The organism is Brevundimonas sp. EU05-FHT14B11 (assembly GCF_058790835.1).
Window position 1 is genome coordinate 690,587 of record NZ_JBYTCY010000001.1, and the last position, 21,703, is coordinate 712,289.

Consider the following 21,703-nt stretch of genomic DNA (forward strand, 5'->3'; position numbering starts at 1 on the left):
CTTAAGCGGAGGCGTGCCATTCTGGCGCAATGTCGGGAAACACGGCTCAAACCCCTGCCGCCAGAAGGCGCATCACCCAACAGGAACTGGACGTCATCTGCGCCCGGCATGACCGCCTGTGGCAGGCCAAGCCCGGCGGCGCCCGGGCGGTGTTCGCCTGGATGGATCTGTCCGGACTGTCGCTGACGGGCCGCAACCTCGCCGACGCCGATTTCGCCGCCGCCTGCCTGATCGGGTGTGACCTCTCCGGCTGCCGGCTGGACAACGCCACCTTCTTCGGCGCCGACATGCAGGACGCCGTCTTCCGCGACGCCAGCATGCGCCGTTCCGACCTGCGCGGGGCCTGCCTGCGCGGCGCCGACCTGACGGGCGCCGACCTGTTCGAGGCCGACCTGCGCGAAGGCGCCATCGCCGCCGCCGACGCCCGCCTGGGCTTCCGCGTGATCGAGGCGCGCTCCGTCCGCGACACCACGGCCCAGGGCGCCTGCCTGGCCGGCGCCAATCTGGAGCGGTCCAAGCTGACCGGCGTGGTCGCCGTCGCCGCCGACTTCTCCGACGCCATTATGAAGGACTGCAAGCTGGTCCGCGCCAACCTGAAGCAGGCCAGCTTCAAGGGCGCCAATCTGGCCGGGGCCGACCTCTCGGGCGCCGACCTGACCGGGGCCGACCTGCGCGACGCGGTGCTGGTGGGGGTCAAGTCCGCCATGTGGCGGACCGACGGGGCGGACATGGCCGGCGCCCTGACCGACGACAAATCGTCCGGCGAACCGGTCGGCAAGATGCCCGCCGCCGAAATGCTGTCCGAGCACGCCCAGTGGTGCGAGACCGGCGGCGCGTTGGGCCAGCCCTCCGTGTTCGACGGCGTCGATCTGCGGGCGCTGGGCTCGATCCGCGGCTACAATCTGACCGCCCTGTCCGCCAAGGGCGCCGTCTTCTACGGCCTCGACATGGGCGGGGTGCAGCTGCAGGGCGCGCATCTGGAAGGGGCCGATCTTCGCTCGGTCAATCTGCGCGGCGCCGACCTGCGCGGCGCGCGGCTGGCCCGGGCCCGCCTGGACGGCTCCGACCTGCGCGAGGCGCAGATGGGGCCGCTGATGATCGCCGCCGACCGCCTGCTGCCCGCCGACCTGACCGGGGCCAGCCTCAAGGGGGCGGACCTGTCGGGCGCCGACATGAAACGCGCCAGCCTGGTCGACGCCGAACTGAACCGCGCCATCCTGCACGGCGCCTGCCTGAGGCAGGCCGAGATGCGCGGCGCCGTCACCCACGGCGCCAAGGGTCTGGAAGCCGCGCTCCAGGCCTGAAAAAAGGGGCGACGCACCGCGCCGCCCCGCAGGTCTTTTCTTGCCCTATCGCCTATTGGCGGCTTGAGGGCGGATAGCTCAGGCGGCGGTCTTCGCCTTCTTGCCTTCGATCAGCTTGGAGCCTTGGCCGATATCGATGCGGCGGGGCTTCAGGGCTTCGGGCAGTTCGCGGGCCAGGTCGATCGACAGCAGGCCGTTGACCAGGTCCGCGCCCTTCACGACCACATAGTCGGCCAGCTGGAAGCGGCGCTCGAAGTCACGCTCGGCCAGGCCGCGGTGCAGGAAGTTGCGCTCGGGCGGCGCGACGCCGTCGCCCGGCAGGTCGTTGGCGGCCTTGCGGCCGGTCACGGTGAGCAGGTTTTCCTTCACCTCGATGTTCAGCTCGTCGGGCTTGAAGCCGGCGACGGCCACCTCGATGCGATAGGCGTTCTCGCCCGTGGTCTCGATGTTGTAGGGCGGCCAGCCGTTTTCCTGGCTGGTGCGCGCGGCGCTCTCCAGCAGATTGGCCAGACGGTCGAAGCCGACGGCCGAACGGTACAGCGGCGAGAAATCATAGGTACGCATGGGTCATCCTCCTGAGGATCAGCAAGGGGACCGGTCCCGCGGTTTGTGCCCGGACCGGCGATGGGAGTTCGGCTCGTGCGGCCCGTGATCGGCCCCGCGCGCTCCGGAGGCCCCGACATCGGCGGCCTCGACGGATCAGATGGGAAGCCGCGTTTGGACGTCAAGACCGCGTGATCGTGTCGCGTCGAACGCGATGCGGCTTGCTCCACCGGACGGGGGCCGTCAGGGTCGCCGCCTCTTCTGAAGCTTCCGGGAAAACCGATGCGCCTGACCATACTGGCCGTGACCGCCGTCCTCGCCCTTCCCGCCACAGCGTTCGCGCAGGCCCTGCCCGCCCTGCCCAACCTCGACGAATCCGCGGCCCAGCGCTCGGCCCGTCGCGCGGCCATGGCCCCGCCGGTGCTTCAGGAAGACGCCGCGCTGCAGGCCGCCGTCGCCTCGGCGACCCGTCCCGAGGCCGACCGCGCCCGCGACGCCGCCCGTCACCCGTTCGAGACCCTGACCTTCTGGGGCCTGCACCCCAACATGACGGTGGTGGAGATCGAGCCGGGCCGCGCCGGCTGGTGGCGCAACATTCTTGAGCCCTACGCCGCGGCGACCGGCGGCCGCTACGTCCCGGTCAATCGCCCGCTGGAAGGCATGGGCGTCGAAGACGGAAGCGCCGACATGATCGTGGTCGCCCGCGCCCTGCACAACTGGCACCGCAGCAACCGCACCGCCCCCTATATGGCCGCCTTCTTCAAGGCGCTGAAGCCGGGCGGCGTGCTGGCCATCGAACAGCACCGCGGCGCCGAGGGCCTGAACGCCGACCAGACCGCCCCGACCGGCTATGTCTCGGAAAGCTACGTCATCCACGCCGCCCAGGCCGCCGGCTTCGTGCTGGAGGGCCGCAGCGAACTGAACGCCAACCCGAAGGACGACCACGACCATCCCTACGGCGTCTGGACCCTGCCGCCGACCCGCGTCAGCACGCCGCGCGACGGCGTCGCCACGGACCGCCCGACACCGCTTACCGAACAGGAGCGCGCCCAGTTCGACGCAGTCGGCGAGAGCGACCGCATGACCCTGCGATTCCGCAAGCCGGACTGAGCGATGTGCGTTTTGACCGCGCGGATGAACAGGGTTAAGCCCTCCGTTCCGGGGCGGGACCAAGGGCGTCCGGACCGTCCTGCGGGGGCCGTGCATGAATGATCTGAACGAGGCTTGGCGACGGCGTCCTTCACGCCGGAGCGTCCTGACCGGCGTTGCGGCCTCGGCCCTCGTCGGTCTGGCCGCATGCGGCAAGCGGGAAGAAACCGCCGAGCCGCCGACCACGCCCGACGGTCCGCCCAAGGGCTCGCTGGAGTGGGCCGTCGCCGGCCCCTGGCGCGCCCAGGACCGCAGCCGCGACGCCGCCCGTCATCCGATGGAGACCCTGCGCTTCTTCGGCCTGCAGCCGCGCATGACCGTGGTCGATTTCTGGCCCGGCAGCGGCTGGTACACCGAAATCCTCGCGCCCTATCTCGCCGAGGGGGCGGGCCACTACATCGCCGCCGGCTTCCAGACCGGACCGGGCGCCAATCCGGCGCAGGTGCAGCTGATGTCGGCCTTCCAGCAGCGCTTCACCAACGACCGCAAGCTCTACGGCGAGATCGAACTGACCGCCTTCGGCCCGACCTCGGGGCCGGTCGCTCCCGCCGGCACGGCGGACCTGGTCCTGTTCATGCGCAACATCCACGCCTGGATGGCCGCGGGCATCGCCGAAAAGGCCTTCGCCGACGCCTGGGCCGCCCTGCGTCCCGGCGGCGTCCTCGGCGTCGAACAGCATCGCCTCGGCCCCGATGAAGATCAGGACCCGGCCGCGGCGAACGGATACGTCCAGGAAGCGTTCGTCAGGCAGCTGGCGGCGGAAGCCGGGTTCGCCTTCGTCGCCGCGTCGGAAATCAACGCGAATGAAAGGGATACCAAGGATCATCCCTTCGGAGTGGATACCTTGCCGCCGCTGCGCCTCACCGCGCCGCGCGGTTCGCCGCCGGATCCGGCCTTCAATCGTACGAAGTACGATGAGATCGGGGAAAGCGACCGCATGACCTTGAAGTTCAGGAAGCCTGAGTGAACCGAGCCGTCGCCTATGCCGCCAACGCGCCCCTGATGGGCGTTCCGGGCGCCTCTTCGCCTCCCGGCGGAGAGGGTGAGTGGTTCCGCGGGGCCGGGGGCTTGCGCCTGCGCGCCGCCTTCTGGACGCCCTCGGCCCTGGTGGCCCGCAAGCCGCGCGGCACCGTGGTGCTCAGCCCCGGCCGCACCGAGCCGATCGAGAAATATTTCGAGGTCATCGGCAATTTCCTCGCGCGCGGCTGGTGCGTCCTGGCCCACGACTGGCGCGGCCAGGGCCTGTCGGCCCGCCTGCTGCCGGACCGCCTGAAGGGCCATGCCCGGGCCGTGGAGGAATTCCTCGACGACTACGCCCGCCTGCTCGACGCCTTCGAAGGCCGGGCGCCCAAGCCCTGGGTCATGGTGGGCCATTCCATGGGCGGCTGCCTGAACCTGATGACGCTGGAGAACGGCGAGGACCGCTTCTCGGGCGCCCTGCTGTCCAGCCCCATGCTGCGCATCAAGACCGGCAAGCGGTCGATGTGGTCGGTCAAGCTGGCGGTGCGCTGGAACCTGCGTCACGGCAAGGCCGGGGACTATGTGCTCGACGACGCCGATGATCCCTTCGACCACACCTTCGAGAAGGACGCCCTGACGACGGACGAGAGCCGTTACGAGCAGTGGCGCCAGCAGCTCTTCGCCTGCCCGCACCTGGCCGTCGGCGGTCCCACCTGGGGCTGGCTGGCCTTCGGCCTGGACGCCGGCGAGCGCGCGCTCAAGCCCAAGGCGCTGAAGGCCGTCCGCATCCCCGTCGCCATCGTCCAGTCGGGCGAGGACGACCGTGTCTGGAAGCAGACCAACAAATGGGCCGCCAAGCGGCTGGGCCGCGGCCGCTACATCGAGGTCGCGGGCGCCAAGCACGAAGTCATCATGGAGACTGACGACAAGCGCGCGGTCTTCCTGGAGGAGTTCGACGCCCTGGCGGCCTATGTCTCGCCGATCGAGGACCTGAGCCCGGTCGTCGTGACGCCCGAGCCCGCTGCGGTCGCGGAACCGGCCTCGGACCTGGGCTTCCCGCCGAGTACGGAACCCTCGGCCGCCTGAGCCCAGCCAGTGATAAGTGGTTAGTGATTAGTGGATGCTGGCTTCGAGGGCGGTAGTCGCCGTCCTGGCGCTGACGCCTGCCCCATCGAACCACTAGTCACTAACCACTAATCACTAGCTAGGCGCTGCCGCACGAAGACGGCCCTCCGCGTTACAGCGCCGCCCGCTTCAGCGTCACCAGCGCCTGATCGATCAGGCGTTCGTCGCCGACCGCCAGCACCTGCCCGCCGTCGTCCGGTTTCTGGCCGCGCCAGTTGACCACCTTGCCGCCCGCCGCCTCGATCACCGGGACCAGCGCCGACCAGTCCCAGGGCTTCAGGCTGGTCTCGGCGACCAGATCCATCCGCCCGGCGGCGACCATGGCGTAGGCGTAGGCGTCGCATCCCAGCCGGGCCAGCCGCGCGGTGGCCCGCACCTGGGTCCAGGCGCCCAGTTCGGCGCCGTTGAAAATGTTAGGATCGGTGGTCGAGATGACCGCGTCGGTCAGCTTTTCGCAGGCGCGCACCTTCAGCGGCGTCTCTGCCCCGCCATGCAGCAGGCGCGCGCCCGACGGCCCGCCGATGAAGATCTCGTCCAGATAGGGTTGGGCGATCGCGCCCACCGTCGGCGTCCCGCCCACGCGCAGGGCGATCAGCGTCGTCCACAACGGCAGGCCCGAGATGAAGGCCCGGGTTCCATCGATGGGATCCAGCACCCAGACGAACTCGGCGTCCGGCCGGTCCTCGCCATACTCTTCGCCGATCACGCCGTGGTCGGGATAGCGTTCGGCGATCAGCTTGCGGATCGCCGCCTCGGCCTGTTTGTCGGCCTCGGTGACGGGATCGAACCCGGCGGCGCCGCCCTTGTCCTCATGTCCGATGTCGGACCGGAAGAAGGGCAGGGTGACGGCTGCGGCCGCCTGCGCCAGTTCGACGATGAAACGCTCATGTTCGGTCATGGCAGGCGGCATACCCACGCGCCGCCCGCCTGTCACCGGATGATCGCCGTCCCCGCGCCGTGCAATGCCCGTGAGACGGCCGCCCGGGCGCTGTGCAACGCGCCACGGGGGAACTCGAACCTGCCCTCAAGAAGCGCGACCGCGCGTTAGGGCAAGCATAAAGCCCTCAGGCAGCGCGCCGCCGCGCGGCGCGCGATGGGGCAAGGAAAGACATCAGGCCGGCTCGCCGCCTTCCGCGTGCAGCGACTTGGCCAGGTCCAGCAGGCGGCGGCGCGGACGTTCGCCCAGTTGATAATAGGCCTGGATCAGGTCGAGCGTTTCCTTGCGGGAAAACATCTCGCCGCCCTGGCTGGCTGCCTCCCGGCGTTCCATGGCCTCTTCCAGGCCGTCGTAGAAATAGCTGATCGGCGATTCCAGGGCCTCGGCCAGCTGCCACAGGCGGGCGGCCGAGATGCGGTTCGCGCCGCATTCGTATTTCTGGATCTGCTGGAAGCGGATGCCGACCTGCATGGCCAGCTGCTGCTGGGTCAGGCCCAGCAGGCGGCGGCGGCGGCGAAGACGGCGTCCGAGGTGAAGATCGATGTCCGAAGCCATGGTCCGGGTCCCTGGTGCGATGTCCCGATGCGGGACGGCTCGCCCTCCAAGGGGCAAGGGGCGTGCCGGGCTCGCGTCCCGGGGGATTACGGAAAAACAGGGTTCGCCACGGTCAAGGCAACCCAAGCGAAGCGGGGGCGTTCGTTGCTCGAGCGTTGCTTTGTGGAGAAAGCTGAAATGAACATCATCTTCTGGATTATCGTCGGCATCATCGCCGGTTGGCTGGCCGAACAGATCATGGGCCGCAACCACGGCCTGCTGACCAATCTGATCGTCGGCATCGTGGGCGCCCTGATCGGCGGCTTCATCGCCAACGCCCTCGGCTTCGCCTGGGGCGGCTGGATCGGCTCGACCATCGTCGCCACCCTCGGCGCGATCATCCTGCTGTTCCTGCTGGGTCTGGTGAAGCGCAAGGCCTGATCGACCGGCGAGAACGAACGAAAAAGGGCGGCTCCTTCCGGAGCCGCCCTTATCTTTTGCCTTCAGCCGATCAGTTGCTCGGCGGCGTGGCCGGTTCGGCCGGCTCAGCCGGCGGTTCGGCGGGGGTCGCCGGTTGGGCCGGTTCAGTGATGGCCGGGGCCGCGGAGAACTGCGAAGCGGACCAGCCCACGGCGACGCCGGCGCCGTCCTGGCGCACGCCGCCGGACACGGGCACGCCGCGCAGGACGCCGTCCGAACCGCGTACGGTCAGTTCCTGGCCCGCCGGGGTGTTGCGGGCGCCTTCAAGCTTGCCCAGCACCGCGCCGTCCGAGCCCTTCACGTCCGAACCGGGTTGAAGCTCGAGAGCCTGTGATTGTTCAGCCGCCGGCGGGGAGGCCGGGGCGGGGGTTTGCGGGGTGGCCGTGCTGTCCTGGGCGAACGCGGGAGCGGTCATGAGGAGCAGGCCGGCGACGCCAGTGAGGAGCGCGGTCTTTCGCATGATGTCAGCCTCGATCAACGCGGGCGGAAGCGCCCACCTGGGCAAAACACCCTCTGTTTCGGTTTGTTTCAGGCGCCCAGAAATGACCTTGGGCTTGCCGTGATTGGCCGATTCCGGCTCTACGAGAGGCATGGGGAAGGGAAAGACCATCCGCCGCGGACTGGCGGCCCGGGCGGCCGGACTGGCGCTCGAAGCGTCGCCGCAGGTCTTCGCCATGCTCGCCGTGGCCGCCGGGGCGGTGATCCTGGTCTCGGGCGCGACCCCCGCCTTCGCCGATCGCTTGGCCACCGTGCGCGCCTTCCTGCCGCCGGTGCTGATCGACCTGTCCCATTTCGCGGCCAGCATCGCGGGCTTCCTGCTGCTGCTGCTCTCCGCCGGCCTGTGGCGGCGCCGGCGCGGGGCCTGGCTGGCGGCGCTGGTGGTGTTGCTGGGCGGCGCGGCCTTCTCCCTGCTCAAGGGGCTGGACTGGGAAGAGGCGATCGAGCTGACGGCCCTGGCCCTGATCCTGGCTCCCTGCCGCCCGGCCTTCGACCGCAAGTCCCGCCTGTTCGAGGCGCTGTCGCCGACCTGGGTCGTGCTGGTGGTGGCGGTCGTGGCCGGAACGCTGTGGCTGGGCTTCTTCGCCTATCGGGACGTGGCCTATACCGATGACCTGTGGTGGAGCCTGCTGATCGATCGGGAGGTTTCGGGCTTCCTGCGCGCGGGCGCCGTCCTGGCCCTGCTGGCCGTCGTCATCGCCGGGCGCTCGCTGGTCTCGGCTCCGGGCGCGCGCAGGCATGGCCCCGCCGCCCCGGACCAGGTCGAGCGCGCCCTGTCGGTGCTGCGCGACGGTCAGGGGGTAGCCCCCGACGCCTGGCTGGCGGCGCTCGGCGACAAGGCCCTGATGTTCAGCCCCTCGGGCCGCGCCTTCATCACCTATCGGGTGCGCGGCCGCCGCTGGATCGCCATGGGCGAGCCCGCGGGCCCCGCCGAAGAGCGCCTGCCCCTGCTCTGGGCCTTCGCGGAGATGGCCGACAGCTACGGCGCCGCTCCGGTCTTCTATGCGGTCGGCGAGGCGGCGCTGGCCGATCTGGCCACCCTCGGCATGGCCATGCGCAAGGTCGGCGAGGCCGCCCTGGTCGACACCCGCGCCTTCTCGCTGGAGGGCAAGTCGCGCCAGAACCTGCGCACCGCCGTCAATCGCTGCGAGCGCGACGGTGCCGCCTTCGACCTGTTGCCGCCAGGCGACCCCCTGATCTTCGCCGACCAGCTCAAAGCCGTTTCCGACGCCTGGCTGGCGCATCACAACGGGTCGGAGAAGGGCTTCTCCCTCGGTCGTTTCGACCCGGCCTATCTGTCGCTCAACCCCGTCGCCGTGGTGAGGCAGGGCGGGCGGATCGTCGCCTTCGCCAACCTGCTGCCCGGCACGGACCGGATGGCCGTGGACCTGATGCGCTTCACGCCCGACGCCCCTCCCGGCGTCATGGACTATCTGTTCGTGCGCGCCATCCAGTGGGCCGGGGCTCAGGGCTATCCCGTCCTCGACCTGGGCATGGCTCCGCTGTCGGGGCTGGAGGATCGCCGCCTCGCGCCGGTCTTCGCCCGCGTCGGGGCGCTGGTCTTCGAGGAGGGCGGGGCCCTCTACGGCTTCGCGGGCCTGCGGGCGTGGAAGTCGAAATTCGGCCCGGACTGGCGGCCGCGCTTCATCGCCGCCCCGGCCTCGACCCCGCTCGCCTTCGCCCTGCTGGACGTGGCCCTGCTGACCAGCGGCGGCTGGCGCGGCATGCTGGGCCTGAATGCGAAAAGGGCGGACCCTGCGGCCCGCCCTTCAAGTGCTTCGGCTGTCGCGGAAGACTAGTCTTCCTTCACGCGGCGCTTGCGGAACGAGGGGTTCAGCACGGCCTTGCGCAGGCGGATCGACTTCGGCGTCACTTCCACCAGCTCGTCGCTCTCGATGTAGGCGATGGCCTGTTCCAGCGACGGACGGCGCGGCGGGGTCAGGCGCACGGCCTCGTCCTTGCCCGAGGCGCGGACGTTGGTCAGCTGCTTGCCCTTGATCGGGTTGACGTCCAGGTCGTCGCCGCGCGAGTTCTCGCCGATGATCATGCCCTGATAGGTCTTCTCGCCGGCGCCGACGAACATCACGCCGCGGTCTTCCAGGTTCCACAGGGCGAAGGCCGCCGTGTCGCCGTCCGAGTTCGAGACCAGCACGCCCTTCAGGCGGCCTTCGATGGGACCCTTGTGCGCCTCATAGTGGCTGAACACGCGGTTCAGCACGCCCGAGCCGCGCGTGTCGGTCAGGAACTCGCCCTGGTAGCCGATCAGCGAACGCGACGGGCACATCAGCTGGATGCGGGTCTTGCCCGCGCCCGACGGGCCCATGTCCTTCAGCTCGGCCTTGCGGGTCGACAGCTTCTCGATGACCACGCCGGTGTACTCGTCGTCGACGTCGATCATGACGTCCTCGATCGGCTCCAGACGCTCGCCGTTCTCGCCGGTCTGGTAGACCACGCGCGGACGGCTGATCGACACTTCGAAGCCTTCGCGGCGCATGTTCTCGATCAGAACGCCCAGCTGCAGTTCGCCACGACCGGCGACTTCATAGGCGTCGGCGCCGGCGGTCTGCGTCACGCGGATGGCGACGTTGGCCTCGGCTTCCTTCAGCAGGCGGTCGCGGATGACGCGCGACTGGACCTTGTCGCCTTCGCGGCCGGCCAGCGGGCTGTCGTTGACCGAGACGGTCATGGAGATGGTGGGCGGATCGATCGGCTGGGCCGGCAGGGCGTCCATGACTTCCAGGGCGCACAGGGTGTCGGCCACGGTCGCCTTGGACATGCCGGCGATGGCGACGATGTCGCCCGCTTCCGAACCTTCGTCCAGGGCGGTGCGCTTCAGGCCGCGGAAGGCCAGGACCTTGGTGATCCGGCCCTGTTCGATCTGCTTGCCGTCGCGGTCCAGCGCCTTGATGGCCATGCCGGGAACGGCTTTGCCGCTCTCGATGCGGCCGGTCAGGATGCGGCCCAGGAACGGGTCGGACTCGATCAGCACGTTCAGCATCTGGAACGGCTTGTCCTTGTTCTCCTGCACCTTCGGCGCCGGCACGTGCTCGACGATCAGGTCGAACAGCGGCGCCAGGGTGTCGGACTTCTCGTTCATGTCCAGCGTCGCCCAGCCGTTACGGCCCGAGGCGTAGATGTGCGGGAAGTCCAGCTGCTCCGGCGTCGCGCCGATGGCCTCGAACAGTTCGATGGTTTCCAGGTGCACGCGGTCCGGATCGGCGTGGGCGCGATCGACCTTGTTGATGCAGAGGATCGGACGCAGGCCCATCTTCAGGGCCTTGGTCAGGACGAATTTGGTCTGGGGCATGACGCCCTCTTCGGCGTCCACCAGGATGACGCAGCCGTCCACCATGCCCAGGATGCGCTCGACCTCGCCGCCGAAGTCGGCGTGGCCCGGGGTGTCGATGATGTTGATGCGGGTCTCGCCCGCCTTGCCGTTCCACAGCACCGAGGTGGCCTTGGCCAGGATGGTGATCCCGCGCTCTTTTTCCTGGTCGTTGGAGTCCATCGCGCGCTCGGTCGTCGCTTCGTTGGCTCGGAACACGCCCGACTGGGCCAGCAGTTGATCGACCAGGGTCGTCTTGCCGTGGTCAACGTGGGCGATGATGGCGACGTTGCGCAGATTCATTTGAGTATCGCGAATGGGCGGCCGGAACGGTTCGGGCCGCTGGGTCAGGGCGTAAATGCGGGAAGGCGCGCGCCTCTTACCGAAGCGCGCGCCGAAAAGCCAGCATCACCGGTTTGTGAGGCGGATTGAGGGCCGGTCCGCGGCCCCTGGGTCACGCCGCCGGGGCTTCCTCCTCCGGAGCCCGGGAATCGGGAACGGCGGGCTTCCTGAGAAGCAGCCGGAGCAGCGGCCAGCAAAGCGCGGCGCCCCCCAGCATCAGGCTGGCGCTGAACACGGGAAGCAACCAGGGCCAGGCCGGAGGCTCGGGCGAGCGCGCCAGGGCGATCCCGATGAAGATCGACGCGATCCCAAGGGCGACGAGCGACAGCCCCAGGATCGCCAGAACGCCCAGCGGCGCATAGACCCGCCAAAATCGTCGGGGCGAGGGAAACGGCCCCGCCCGACCGATCGCTCTTGAGTTCAGCCACAGGCGCCAGATCAGCAGGGCGGAGAAGCCCAGGCTCCCCGCCGCCATCAGCCAATGCTTCGGCGACGTCGGAACCAGGACGGCGCTGCTGATCCAGCCCCCCGCCATCAGCAGGGCCAGCGGCAGGGTGATCCAGTAGAATACGACCACGGACCCCCGGAAGACCCTCAGGGCCTTCCGGGCGCGCGGCGTGGGGGCGGCCCCTTCGGTCAAACCTTGGCCGACTGGCGGATGACCCAGTTGTACAGGCCGAAGGTCAGGACCACGAAGGCCGCGATCCCCGCCAGCATGGCCGGCCAGGCCGACCCTTCCGGCAGCATGGCGAACGGCGCGTCATTGCCGGTCCCCACGATCACGCCGGCGGTCATCACCAGGAACAGGCTCTCGCCGACGATCAGGCCGGACGCCAGCAGCACGCCCATGCGGCGGCCGACATCGGCGAAGCGGGTGCTCTTGATCGCCTTGTCGTAGATCCAGCCGCAGACGGCGCCGACGACCAGCATCGTGGTCACGGCGGCGGGCAGGTAGAAGCCGATGCCGACGGCCAGCGGCGGCAGCTTGACCTTGCCCTTGGTCGCCTTGTTCAGCACCGCGTCCAGCACGATGATGACCACGCCGATCACCGCGCCCAGGCCGATCAGGTCCCAGCGCAGGCCGCCTTCGATCACGCCCTTGGCCAGGGCCGAGATCAGCGTGGCCTGCGGCGCGGCCAGCGGCGCGTCGGCGATGCCCTTGGGTCCGCCCGCGAAGCCGAAGGCCTGGTTGAGCAGGTTCAGGATCACCGGGATCACGATGGCGCCGGCGCCGACGCCGATGATCAGGGCCACCTGCTGACGCCAGGGCGTCGCGCCGACCAGCTGGCCGGTCTTCAGGTCCTGCAGGTTGTCGTTGGCGATGACGGCCACGGCGAAGACCACGGCGGTCACGATCAGGGCGAAGGCCACCACCGACGGATCGGCGGGCACGCCGGCCAGGGCCAGCACGCCCAGCAGCAGGACCGAGGCGATGACGATGGCCAGGATGCCCACGCCCGAAACCGGGCTGTTCGACGAGCCGATCAGGCCGGCCATGTAGCCGCAGATGGCGGCCACGGCGAAGCCGATGACGATGACATAGACCAGGCCGCCGCCGACCAGCAGGGCGGTCGATCCGGCGAGGGTCGGATTGCCCTGGGCGAACAGCGCCAGGATGGCCGCGATGCCGACCAGGCAGACGACCGACAGGCCGGCCACGATGTTGATCGGGATGTCCTGCTCGGTGCGGTCCAGCACCTCGCCGCCCTGGCGGCGGCGGTTGGCGGCCAGCGCCGAGGTCAGGCCGCCGATCAGCGGTCCGGCCAGCTTGATCAGGGTCCAGATCGCGGCCACGCCGATGACGCCGGCGCCCATGAAGCGGACTTCCTTGGCCCAGACGGTGCTGGCCAGTGTCTCGGCCTCCACGCCCACGGGCAGGGTCGTCGCGATGGACGGGATATTGTGCGCGGTCAGCCAGGCGATGGTGTCAGGGCTGGTCAGCAGGGGCACCGCGATGCACCAGGCCAGGATCAGGCCGAACAGCTGGGCCAGGCCCACGGTCAGGCCGATCAGGTGGCCGGCGCCCAGCAGGGCGAACTGCATGCCGAAGCCGATGCCGGTCGCGCCGCCGCCCAGCGCCGCCGGCAGCTTGATGAATTTGGCCGCCTCGCCGGCGAACACCCGGCCCGCCACCAGCAGGGCGTAGCCCGCCGAGGCCACGGCGCCGGCGATCACGACCCACAGGCCGGCCGCGTTCTCACGCACCGCGCTCTCGGTCTGCTCGGCGCCGCGCGACCCGACGGTCAGCACCTCGGCCGCCGCCACGCCCTCGGGGTAGGGCAGACCGGCTTCGACCACCAGCGCCCGGCGCAGCGGGATCGAGAAGGTCACCCCCAGCACGCCGCCGAAGATACAGATCGCCACCGACTCCCAGAACGGGAACTCCAGCCACCAGCCGACCATGACCAGGCCGGGCAGCACGAAGATGATCGAGCTCATGGCCCCGCCGACCGACGCCACGGTCTGGACGGTCATGTTCTCCCAGATGGTCGAGGTGCGGAACGCCCGCAGGATCGCCATGGAGATCACCGCCGCCGGAATGGCGGAGGCGAAGGTCAGCCCGACCTTCAGGCCCAGATAGGTGTTGGCCGCGGTGAAGACCACGGCCAGCAGACAGCCCAGGATCACCGCCCGGATGGTCAGTTCGATGCGCTTGCCGCCGGTCGCGGCGGGCGTGTTGGTGGCGTCCGTCATTGCGGCCCTCTCCCTTGTTGCGCGGACCTAAACCGGAAATGGTTCAGGCGTCGAGAGGGCGCGCGCGATTGACAGGCGTACCGGCGCGGCGGAGCTTCGCCGAAACGGGAGAGGGACCCCATGCGCAAGACACTGACGGCCGCCGTGATCGGCCTGCTCTGCATCGGCGGCGCCGCGAACGCCCAGGGCTCGCCCGAGGTGCTGGTCAAGGCGCGGCAGGCGGGCATGGCCCTGTCCGGCTCGGTGGTCGGCGGCATCAAGGCGGCCATCGACGCCGGCCAGGCGCCCTCGACCCAACGCAACGCGGCCCGCTCGCTCGCCCGCTGGTCCCACACCCTGCCCGAGCTTTTCCCGGAGGGGACCGACCCGGCCTCGCTGGAGACCGGCGCCCAGCCCGCGGTCTGGACCGACCGTGAGGGCTTCAACGCCAAGGCCGCCGAGTTCGCCGCCGCCGCCGACCGCCTCGCCGAACTCTCCGAAGGCCAGGACGCCGCCGCCTTCTCCGCCCAATGGACCGTCGTCCGGAGCAACTGCCAGAGCTGCCATTCGGTCTACAAACAGTAGGCGCGCGCCCGGTCAGTGATTAGTGGTTCGATGCGGCGCGGCCGGTTCCCACTGAGGCGACGACCGTCGTGCTCCAACCACTAACCACTAACTACTAAACGCTGGCGCAGCCCTCCCATGCCCGAACTTCCCGAGGTCGAAACGGTCCGTCGCGGCCTGCAGCCGGTGCTCGAGGGCGCCCGGCTGGACCGTGTGCGCCAGAACCGTCCCGACCTGCGCTTCCCGTTTCCTGACCGCTTCCCGGAACGGCTGGACGGGGCGACCGTCGAGCGGATCGACCGCCGGGCCAAATATCTGCTGATGCGGCTGTCGACCGGCGAGACCTGGGTCACCCACCTGGGCATGACCGGCCGCTTCACCCTCGACGGGCGTCAGTTGGGCGAGTTCGAGGAGCCGGCGCCCATCGCCGGCAAGCACGAGCATATGAGCTTCTGCGCCACCAAGGGCGCCGCCACCCACCGCATCGGCTTCGCCGACGCCCGCCGTTTCGGCTTCATGGGCCTGATCCCCACCGACCAGGTCGAGGCCCATCCGTGGTTCGCCGGCATGGGGCCTGAGCCGCTCGGCAACGGCTTCTCCGGCGCGCATCTGGCCGAGGTCTTCTCCGGCAAGAAACAGAACATCAAGGTCAGCCTGCTGGATCAGCGGATGGTCGCGGGCCTGGGCAACATCTACGTCTGCGAGGCCCTGTACCGCGCCCGCATCTCGCCCCTGATCGCGGCGGGCAAGGTCTCGAAGCCCCGGCTGGAGATCCTCGCCGCCGAGGTCCGCAATGTCCTCAACGACGCCATCGCCGCGGGCGGCTCGACCCTGCGCGACTTCGCCAACGCCGAGGGCGGGCAGGGCTATTTCCAGCATCGCTTCGACGTCTACGGCCGCGAGGGCGAGCCCTGCCGCGGAGACGGCTGCACGGGTGTCGTCAAACGCATCGTCCAGGGGGGGCGCTCGACCTTCTACTGCCCCAGCTGCCAGAAGCGCTGACCATGCCGATCCGCATCGCCCTCATGCGCAGCATCCTGATCAACGGCCGACGCGTGAAGGGCGAGGAGGCGAGGGGGCTGGCCCAAACCGCGGGCGCCGCCGACGTCCGCTCGGTCGGCGCCACCGGCAACCTCCTGTTCCGCTCGCGCAAGGCGCCCGCGACCCTGGAGCGCGAGCTCGAGGCCGCCTGCGCCGAACTCTATGGCCGTCCGACCGAGATGGTGGTCAAGACCGTCGAGGAATGGCGCGCCTTGCTGCAGGCCAATCCCTTTCCGGACAGGACGGCCGCCGCGCCCGCCCGCGTCCTGGTCTGGGCCATGCGCGAGCCGCTTCCCGACGCGGGCCTCGACCAGCTGCGCCGCCGCGCCTCCGCCGACGAACAGGTGGAACGCACCCGGTCCGGCGACATCTACATGTGGTTCGGCGGCGAGGATCCCAACGCGTCCAGGCTGCCGGCCGGCTTCGGCCTGAAGGCTCTCGGCGCGGTCGGCACCAACCGCAACTGGAACACCGTGATGAAGATCACCGCCGTGCTTGACCAGATGGAGGCCGCGACATGACCCACCGCATCATCCTGTTCCGGGGCATGAACACCGGCGGCGTCCGCGCACCCGTGGGCGAGCAGCGCGCCATGGCCGAAGCGATGGGCCTGAAGAACCCCCGCACCCTCGCGGCCAGCGGCAACCTCGTGGTCGAAAGCGGCAAGGGAACCGCCGCGCTGGAAGCCGACATCGAGGCCGCCATGGAAAAGACCTTCGGCCTCAAGGTCGCCGCCATGGTCCGCACGCCCGAACAGTGGTCGGCCCTGATCGCCGCCAACCCCTTCCCCAGGGAGGCCGCCGCCCATCCCGCCAAGGTCGTCGCCATGGTCATGAAGGACGGGATCAAGCCCGGCGCGGTCGAGGCCTGCCGCGACCTGGCCGCGGGCGGCGAGGCGGTCCAGGCGATCGACGACGTGCTCTATTTCTGGTTCCCGAACGGCCAGGGCGAATCCGCCATCTTCAAGAAGGCCACGCCCCGCATGCTCGGCATGGGCACGGGCCGCAACTGGAACACGGTGCTGAAGCTGGGCGAGATGGCGGGAGTGGGATCATGAGCCTGCGAGAGAAACAGCTCTGGGCCAGCCTGGCTGCGGGGCTTGTGGTCTGGGGCGCCTATGCGGCGTGCGTCGTCCCGATCCTGCTCGATCCCGGCCATCCCCATCCCGCCCGTGCGACCGGTCTGGCCTTCCTCGTCGCGCTCATTGTCTTCGTGGTCGTTGAGGGCGCCCTGGCCGGCGCCATGGCCTGGTTCCAGCGCCGCCACCGCCCGGCCCAGGACCAGGCCCTGACCGACGCCGCCCTCGTCGCGGGCCAGGTCGCCCTGGTCGTCCTGATCGGGCTGGTGGTCCTGACCCTGATCGGCCTCTGGCTCTTCGCGGTCTGGATCGAGAGCCAGTATGCGGTTGGTGTGGGCGCCACCCTCCTCAGCCGCGCCCCCATGCTGCTGGCCAATCTGCTGCTGCTCGAGATCATCCTCGCCGAAGGCGTGCGGACCATCCTCACCCTTCTGCTGGTCCGGCGACGCTGAGGCGGCTTTCGCCGGGATGAGCGGATGGGTATGCAGACCGCAGACTTCTGGAGAGCTTCCATGGCCGACACCTACGCCAACATCCTCATCGAGCGTCACGCCGACGGCTATGCGGTGGTCACCCTGAACCGGCCCGAGGCGCTGAACGCGCTGAACTCGGCCCTGTTCAAGGACCTCGCCGACTTCCTCGACAGCGTCGAGCAGGACGACGGCGTCCGCTGCCTGATCCTGACCGGTTCGGGCGACAAGGCCTTCGCCGCCGGCGCCGACATCAAGGAGATGGCGGACCAGTCCTACGCCCAGATGTACACGGGCAACTATTTCGCCCTCGGCCACGACCGCATCACCCGCTTCCGCAAGCCGATCATCGCCGCGGTCAACGGCTTCGCCCTGGGCGGCGGCTGCGAACTGGCCATGCTGTGCGACTTCATCGTCGCGTCCGAGAAGGCGAAGTTCGGCCAGCCCGAGATCAACCTCGGCGTCGCCCCCGGCATCGGCGGCTCCCAGCGCCTGACCCGCCTGGTCGGCAAGTCCAAGGCCATGGACATGGTCCTGACCGCCCGCATGATGGACGCCGCCGAGGCCGAACGCGCCGGCCTGGCGTCGCGCGTCTTCCCGCACGAGACCCTGCTGGACGAGGCCCGCAAGATCGCCGCGAAGATCGCCTCGCAGAGCCCGCTGGCCGTCATGGCCAACAAGGAAATGGTCAACGCCGCCCTGGAGACGACGTTGACCCAGGGCGTCCAGTTCGAACGCCGCCTGTTCCACAGCCTCTTCGCCTTCGAGGATCAGAAGGAAGGCATGGCGGCCTTCGTCGAGAAGCGGAAGCCGGTGTTCACGGGGAAGTAGGCACCGCAGTTCCTCCCCGTTGGGGAGGGGGACCGCGCGAAGCCCGCAGGGCGCAGCGGGGCGGAGGGGGCTGGCGGCGCAAGGACGCGGCTTGCAACGTCCGGGCGAAGCGAGGCAGGAATAGCCATGGTTACTGAGCCGCAGAGCACTGCCGTCAAGGCTTACGCTAAACGTGTGCGCGATGAGCGCCGCGCCCATCCTGCCGTGACCGAACCCGGCCTTGCCCCAGGATTCCACCAATTTCTCATTGAGGTCTTGCCGCATCTCCCAGCGGTGCCGCACGATCTCGTGCCGCTGGCCGAGTTCATCAACCCTGGGGTCGGTCGTCCCGACATCGCCATGAAGCGGCCAGGCGAGCTAGCCCGAGCCTTCGTCGAGCTGAAGTCCCTCGACAAGCCGACAGACGGCCGTCGTTGGTCCCTGGCGCACGACAAACGGCAGTTCGGACGCTTCTGTGAATTTCCCGCTTGGGCGACCTGCAATTTCCACGAGGTGCGGCTCTACACCCGCGACAAGGACGAAGGTTATGCAGCGCTCGTCCCGCTGGCCGCTCTCGACCCAAATCAAACCGACGCCGCCGCCGACAAGTTGATCGAAGAGCACGATCCGGCTCCAGCCCTGCGTTTATTGGAACGACTGGCACAATCCGATCCGCCAACAGCCAAGGACGCGAAGCACCTCGCCGAGTTGCTGGCCCATTCGGCACGTCTCGTGCGCGGGATCATCCGCGACCGGTTGGCGGAAATGACCGCTAACGACACGACTGGCACACCGCTCCAGCAGGTCCGCCAAGAGTTCCGCGACGTCCTCTATTCCCACCCGGAGGCGGGCGGCTATTCGTCCGGCGATTTCGACGAGCTCTTCTCTGCCGCCTTCGCCCAGACGCTGGCGTTCGGCCTGCTGCTGGTGCGCGAGGCGACCGGCGGCGCGGGGGTGGATCACCACGCTGCCGATCACATGCCCGACGAGCATCCGTTGATGAAGGCGGCGCTGCGGGTGCTGAGCCTTGAACCGGTGCGCGACGAGGTTGGCGCGGGTTTCGCGGTGATGCTCCAGACCGTCAACGGTTTCGACCCGGCGATCCTCGGCATCCGCAAGGACGGTTCCGACCCGATTCTCTATTTCTATGAAGACTTCCTCGAAACCTTCGACCCTGACGCCCGCGAACGTTTCGGAGTCTATTACACCCCGGTCGAGGTGGTCCGTTACATGGTCTCGGCCATGGATCGGGCGCTGAAGGATCGGCTGAACACCAACGGCATCGCCGACGATCAGGTCCATATCCTTGATCCGGCCACCGGCACCGGCACCTTCTTGCTCGGCATCGCGGATCGCCTGCGCCGCGACGTCACGGACACTCATGGCCCCGGCCAGACCCCCGCCGCACTGCGCGGATTGGCGAGCCGGATGTACGGTTTCGAGCTTCTGATCGGCCCCTATGCCGTCGCCCATTACCGCCTTCACCACACCCTGTCGCGCAAGCTGGATGGGACCACCGACGAAACGCTCAATCTGCCCCGCCTTGGCGTCTATCTGACCGACACTCTCGCCCAGCCAGGCGCGGCGGCGCCGCTGGGCAGCCTCGGCTTCGTCAGCGACGGCATTCGCGACGAGCGCGCGCTCTCGGAACGGGTGAAGTCGCAGCAGGAAATTCTCGCCATCATCGGTAACCCGCCCTATCGGCGGCTGCAGGGCAACGAGAACGAAACCCTCGTCGGCCGCTGGATGGACGAGCTGTGGGACGATCTAAAGGCGCCGGTGCGCGACGCCGGACAGGGCAACCAGCTCAACACCTTCCCCGAACTTTCGGTCGCGTTCTGGCGCTGGTCGATGTGGAAGATGTTTGAGAGCGAGAACGCTCCTAAGCGGGGTGTCATCGTCTTCATCAGCAATCGCAAATTCCTGACCGGCTGGCCCTATGCCGGCCTCCGCAAGATGATGCGCGAGCGGTTCGATCGAATCGAGATTACCGACCTCCGGGGCGACGCCCGGAGGGGGGAACGCGCGGGGGTCGGGGCTGACCAGGGTGTATTCAACATCCAGGTGGGGACCTGCATCACCCTGGCCATCGCCGATGGGTCAAAAGCGGACGGCGAGCTGGCTGAGATCATCTACAACGACGCGTGGATGCACGATCGGATGTCGCGCAAGGCGAAGTTCGAGTGGATGCTGGAGGGCGAAGGGGTCGGTGCACTACCCGGAATGATCGTTGTAGATCGGGGATTGTTGGACGATATGCGTCCTAAGCCCTTCATGAATGGAGACTTGATTTCGCTCGCCGACTGCTTCGACGTGCGATCGTCAGGTTTGGAATCGAAGCGAGATCACATCGTCTATGGTTTCTCGGAAGAGGACCTTAAGAGGCGTATCGCCAAAGTGGTTAAGGCCCCGGAAGCCACCAGAGACCAGGACTTCAACTCCACCAGCATGAATCCCGCATATGTAGCGACCGCTCAGGAGTATGATCCGGGCGTAGTCCGGATCGGGGCTTATCGACCATTGGATCGCCGCTGGCACTATAGCAGCCCAGCTTGGAACGATCGCCCACGCCCAGCCTTGGCCGCGGCATGGGGCTCGACCAACGTTGCGCTTTTTTCGCTTCCATCTGGCACGAACGCTGGCCCCGCAGTTTGGGCGCATGGAAGCTATCCTGATCGTCACGCTTTTCGTGGAAGCTATGGTGGTTATGCGTTCCCTCTTTATGACCGGCGGCCTGGTCACGGCCCCTCCAATCTCAAGCCCGAACTAATAGCGGCGCTGGAGGTCGCCTACGGCTCCCAAGTGGCTCCCGAGGACGTCTTCGACGTCATCCTCTGCCTGCTTTCGGCGACTTCTTACACAACCCACTTCGCTGAGGATCTGGAGGATGTCTTCCCGCACATTCCCTTCCCCGCCAGCCGCGAGTTGTTTGATGCGGCAGCGAAAGTCGGCGCAGAGATTCGAGCCGTCGAGGTCTTCGCTCGACCGCCGGGCGAGGCATGGCTGAAGGGCCGCGCCATTGCGGCGACCGCTCCCAAAGAAAAGCTCGGATCGATCACCTTCGAAAACGGCACGATCACCCTTTGCGCCGACGGTTCCGGTAAGGTCACCCATGTTCCTACGGAAGTATGGGACTTCGAGGTCAGCGGCTACTACGTGCTGCGGCGCTGGCTCGCCGCTCGTGAAGGGATCGAGATCGGCCCCAATTTCATCCCCGAACTGCGCGATCTTGTGAGTCGTATCGGAGAGCTGATTGACCTGTTCGTCTCTGCCGATAGCCTTCTGGTTCGCACCCTGGACGATCCTTTGAGTCGCGCCGCGCTCGGATTGGATGCTCCAGTAGCGCCTTTGGAGTCCGCGACCCCCGATGAGTGACGCTTCCGACTTGTTCGGTCGACCCCCCGGCCCCGATCAGTTCAATCTGTTCGGCGAGGGTAATGACCGGCTGCAGGTGCCGACCAGCCCGGCTGTCGATCACCCCGCCCGTGCGCGAGCGAAACTGACGGCCTTACTGGAGACTGCCCGTGCGGCCCGGTCAATGCCGTGGCCCGAGCGCGACGCGCGGATGTGGCAGACAGTCTTTCCCCAGATGACCAATTGGCTGCCTGATGATGAAGCGGAACAACTCCGGTTCGAATTTCAGCGTGAGATCGAGCGTCTGAAGGCGGCCTGATCCTTGGCTGTCGATGGCCCCAGGTTGGTTGAAAAGTGCGCCTCTTGCCCCTTCCGACCCAACTCCCGATACCTTCCAGTCCTGCCAAATCCCGCCACCCCGCACTGTCTTCCCTGACCTTGCGGCGGGCTCCAGGCGGGTTCTTACCCGCCAGGGGGCCATCCGGATTGCAGTCGTCATGACGTTGCGCGCGCCAG

The 21,703-nt window shown here is 68.5% G+C and carries 21 protein-coding genes; 14 read left to right on the top strand and 7 right to left on the bottom strand.

The genetic code is table 11. From position 1 onward, the window contains the following. Positions 1-29 precede the first annotated feature (29 nt). Positions 30-1,304: a pentapeptide repeat-containing protein gene (locus AC3WRV_RS03560; protein WP_492312162.1), complete on the top strand. Its 1,275-nt coding sequence runs from the start codon at positions 30-32 to the stop codon at positions 1,302-1,304. Positions 1,305-1,382: 78 nt separating this feature from the next. Here AC3WRV_RS03560 and AC3WRV_RS03565 read toward each other — a convergent pair whose 3' ends face one another. Further along, the gene (locus tag AC3WRV_RS03565; RefSeq protein ID WP_291832166.1) at positions 1,383-1,868 is read right to left on the bottom strand and encodes an Hsp20 family protein; all 486 of its coding nucleotides are present in this window, start codon (positions 1,866-1,868) and stop codon (positions 1,383-1,385) included. 261 nt (positions 1,869-2,129) lie between these two features. On the opposite strand from AC3WRV_RS03565, the gene AC3WRV_RS03570 reads away from it, so the two are divergent. From AC3WRV_RS03570 to AC3WRV_RS03580, 3 genes are all read left to right on the top strand, one after another. Then, a complete protein-coding gene (locus tag AC3WRV_RS03570; RefSeq protein WP_291832167.1) occupies positions 2,130-2,957 on the top strand; it encodes a class I SAM-dependent methyltransferase in 828 nt (275 codons plus the stop codon). Positions 2,958-3,051: 94 nt separating this feature from the next. Further along, on the top strand, positions 3,052-3,963 hold the full coding sequence (locus AC3WRV_RS03575) for a class I SAM-dependent methyltransferase (protein WP_492312163.1): 912 nt from the start codon (positions 3,052-3,054) through the stop codon (positions 3,961-3,963). After that, positions 3,960-5,042, top strand: a complete 1,083-nt coding sequence (locus AC3WRV_RS03580; protein ID WP_291832169.1) for an alpha/beta hydrolase — start codon at positions 3,960-3,962, stop codon at positions 5,040-5,042. The genes AC3WRV_RS03575 and AC3WRV_RS03580 overlap by 4 nt, the downstream gene beginning before the upstream one ends. A 151-nt stretch (positions 5,043-5,193) precedes the next feature. Here AC3WRV_RS03580 and hisN read toward each other — a convergent pair whose 3' ends face one another. Together hisN and AC3WRV_RS03590 are read right to left on the bottom strand one after the other, a co-directional pair. Further along, complete coding sequence (gene hisN, locus AC3WRV_RS03585) at positions 5,194-5,979, bottom strand: histidinol-phosphatase (protein ID WP_492312164.1); 786 nt, start codon at positions 5,977-5,979, stop codon at positions 5,194-5,196. Positions 5,980-6,192: 213 nt separating this feature from the next. Then, positions 6,193-6,573 (bottom strand): helix-turn-helix domain-containing protein, encoded by a 381-nt coding sequence (locus AC3WRV_RS03590; protein ID WP_291832171.1) that lies wholly within the window; start codon positions 6,571-6,573, stop codon positions 6,193-6,195. Positions 6,574-6,750: 177 nt separating this feature from the next. On the opposite strand from AC3WRV_RS03590, the gene AC3WRV_RS03595 reads away from it, so the two are divergent. Next, complete coding sequence (locus AC3WRV_RS03595; protein WP_291832172.1) at positions 6,751-6,993, top strand: GlsB/YeaQ/YmgE family stress response membrane protein; 243 nt, start codon at positions 6,751-6,753, stop codon at positions 6,991-6,993. Between the two features lie 70 nt (positions 6,994-7,063). Here AC3WRV_RS03595 and AC3WRV_RS03600 read toward each other — a convergent pair whose 3' ends face one another. Further along, entirely contained in the window at positions 7,064-7,492 is a 429-nt protein-coding gene (locus AC3WRV_RS03600) for a superoxide dismutase (RefSeq protein ID WP_492312165.1), read from the bottom strand. A 130-nt stretch (positions 7,493-7,622) separates the two neighbouring features. On the opposite strand from AC3WRV_RS03600, the gene AC3WRV_RS03605 reads away from it, so the two are divergent. Next, complete coding sequence (locus AC3WRV_RS03605) at positions 7,623-9,329, top strand: phosphatidylglycerol lysyltransferase domain-containing protein (protein ID WP_492312166.1); 1,707 nt, start codon at positions 7,623-7,625, stop codon at positions 9,327-9,329. On the opposite strand, the gene typA is transcribed toward AC3WRV_RS03605, so the two are convergent. The 3 genes from typA to AC3WRV_RS03620 all read right to left on the bottom strand — a co-directional run bounded on the left by typA (position 9,326) and on the right by AC3WRV_RS03620 (position 13,891). After that, positions 9,326-11,158, bottom strand: a complete 1,833-nt coding sequence (gene typA, locus AC3WRV_RS03610; RefSeq protein WP_492312167.1) for a translational GTPase TypA — start codon at positions 11,156-11,158, stop codon at positions 9,326-9,328. The genes AC3WRV_RS03605 and typA overlap by 4 nt on opposite strands. Before the next feature lie 151 nt (positions 11,159-11,309). After that, the gene (locus AC3WRV_RS03615) at positions 11,310-11,774 is read right to left on the bottom strand and encodes a hypothetical protein (RefSeq protein WP_492312168.1); all 465 of its coding nucleotides are present in this window, start codon (positions 11,772-11,774) and stop codon (positions 11,310-11,312) included. Positions 11,775-11,833: 59 nt separating this feature from the next. Then, a complete protein-coding gene (locus AC3WRV_RS03620; protein WP_291832177.1) occupies positions 11,834-13,891 on the bottom strand; it encodes an OPT family oligopeptide transporter in 2,058 nt (685 codons plus the stop codon). 120 nt (positions 13,892-14,011) lie between these two features. On the opposite strand from AC3WRV_RS03620, the gene AC3WRV_RS03625 reads away from it, so the two are divergent. From AC3WRV_RS03625 to AC3WRV_RS03660, 8 genes are all read left to right on the top strand, one after another. Then, the gene (locus tag AC3WRV_RS03625; protein WP_492312169.1) at positions 14,012-14,455 is read left to right on the top strand and encodes a c-type cytochrome; all 444 of its coding nucleotides are present in this window, start codon (positions 14,012-14,014) and stop codon (positions 14,453-14,455) included. Positions 14,456-14,572: 117 nt separating this feature from the next. After that, complete coding sequence (gene mutM / locus AC3WRV_RS03630) at positions 14,573-15,436, top strand: bifunctional DNA-formamidopyrimidine glycosylase/DNA-(apurinic or apyrimidinic site) lyase (RefSeq protein WP_492312170.1); 864 nt, start codon at positions 14,573-14,575, stop codon at positions 15,434-15,436. A gap of 2 nt (positions 15,437-15,438) precedes the next feature. Beyond that, entirely contained in the window at positions 15,439-15,996 is a 558-nt protein-coding gene (locus AC3WRV_RS03635; protein ID WP_492312171.1) for a DUF1697 domain-containing protein, read from the top strand. Further along, the gene (locus tag AC3WRV_RS03640) at positions 15,993-16,532 is read left to right on the top strand and encodes a DUF1697 domain-containing protein (RefSeq protein WP_291832181.1); all 540 of its coding nucleotides are present in this window, start codon (positions 15,993-15,995) and stop codon (positions 16,530-16,532) included. Before AC3WRV_RS03635 ends, AC3WRV_RS03640 begins: the two co-directional genes overlap by 4 nt. Further along, positions 16,529-17,005: a hypothetical protein gene (locus tag AC3WRV_RS03645; protein ID WP_492312172.1), complete on the top strand. Its 477-nt coding sequence runs from the start codon at positions 16,529-16,531 to the stop codon at positions 17,003-17,005. The genes AC3WRV_RS03640 and AC3WRV_RS03645 overlap by 4 nt, the downstream gene beginning before the upstream one ends. A gap of 60 nt (positions 17,006-17,065) precedes the next feature. After that, positions 17,066-17,854: an enoyl-CoA hydratase-related protein gene (locus AC3WRV_RS03650; RefSeq protein WP_492312173.1), complete on the top strand. Its 789-nt coding sequence runs from the start codon at positions 17,066-17,068 to the stop codon at positions 17,852-17,854. Positions 17,855-17,980: 126 nt separating this feature from the next. After that, on the top strand, positions 17,981-21,208 hold the full coding sequence (locus tag AC3WRV_RS03655) for a type ISP restriction/modification enzyme (RefSeq protein ID WP_492312174.1): 3,228 nt from the start codon (positions 17,981-17,983) through the stop codon (positions 21,206-21,208). Continuing rightward, positions 21,201-21,506: a hypothetical protein gene (locus tag AC3WRV_RS03660; RefSeq protein ID WP_492312175.1), complete on the top strand. Its 306-nt coding sequence runs from the start codon at positions 21,201-21,203 to the stop codon at positions 21,504-21,506. Before AC3WRV_RS03655 ends, AC3WRV_RS03660 begins: the two co-directional genes overlap by 8 nt. The last annotated feature ends 197 nt before the right edge of the window (positions 21,507-21,703 follow it).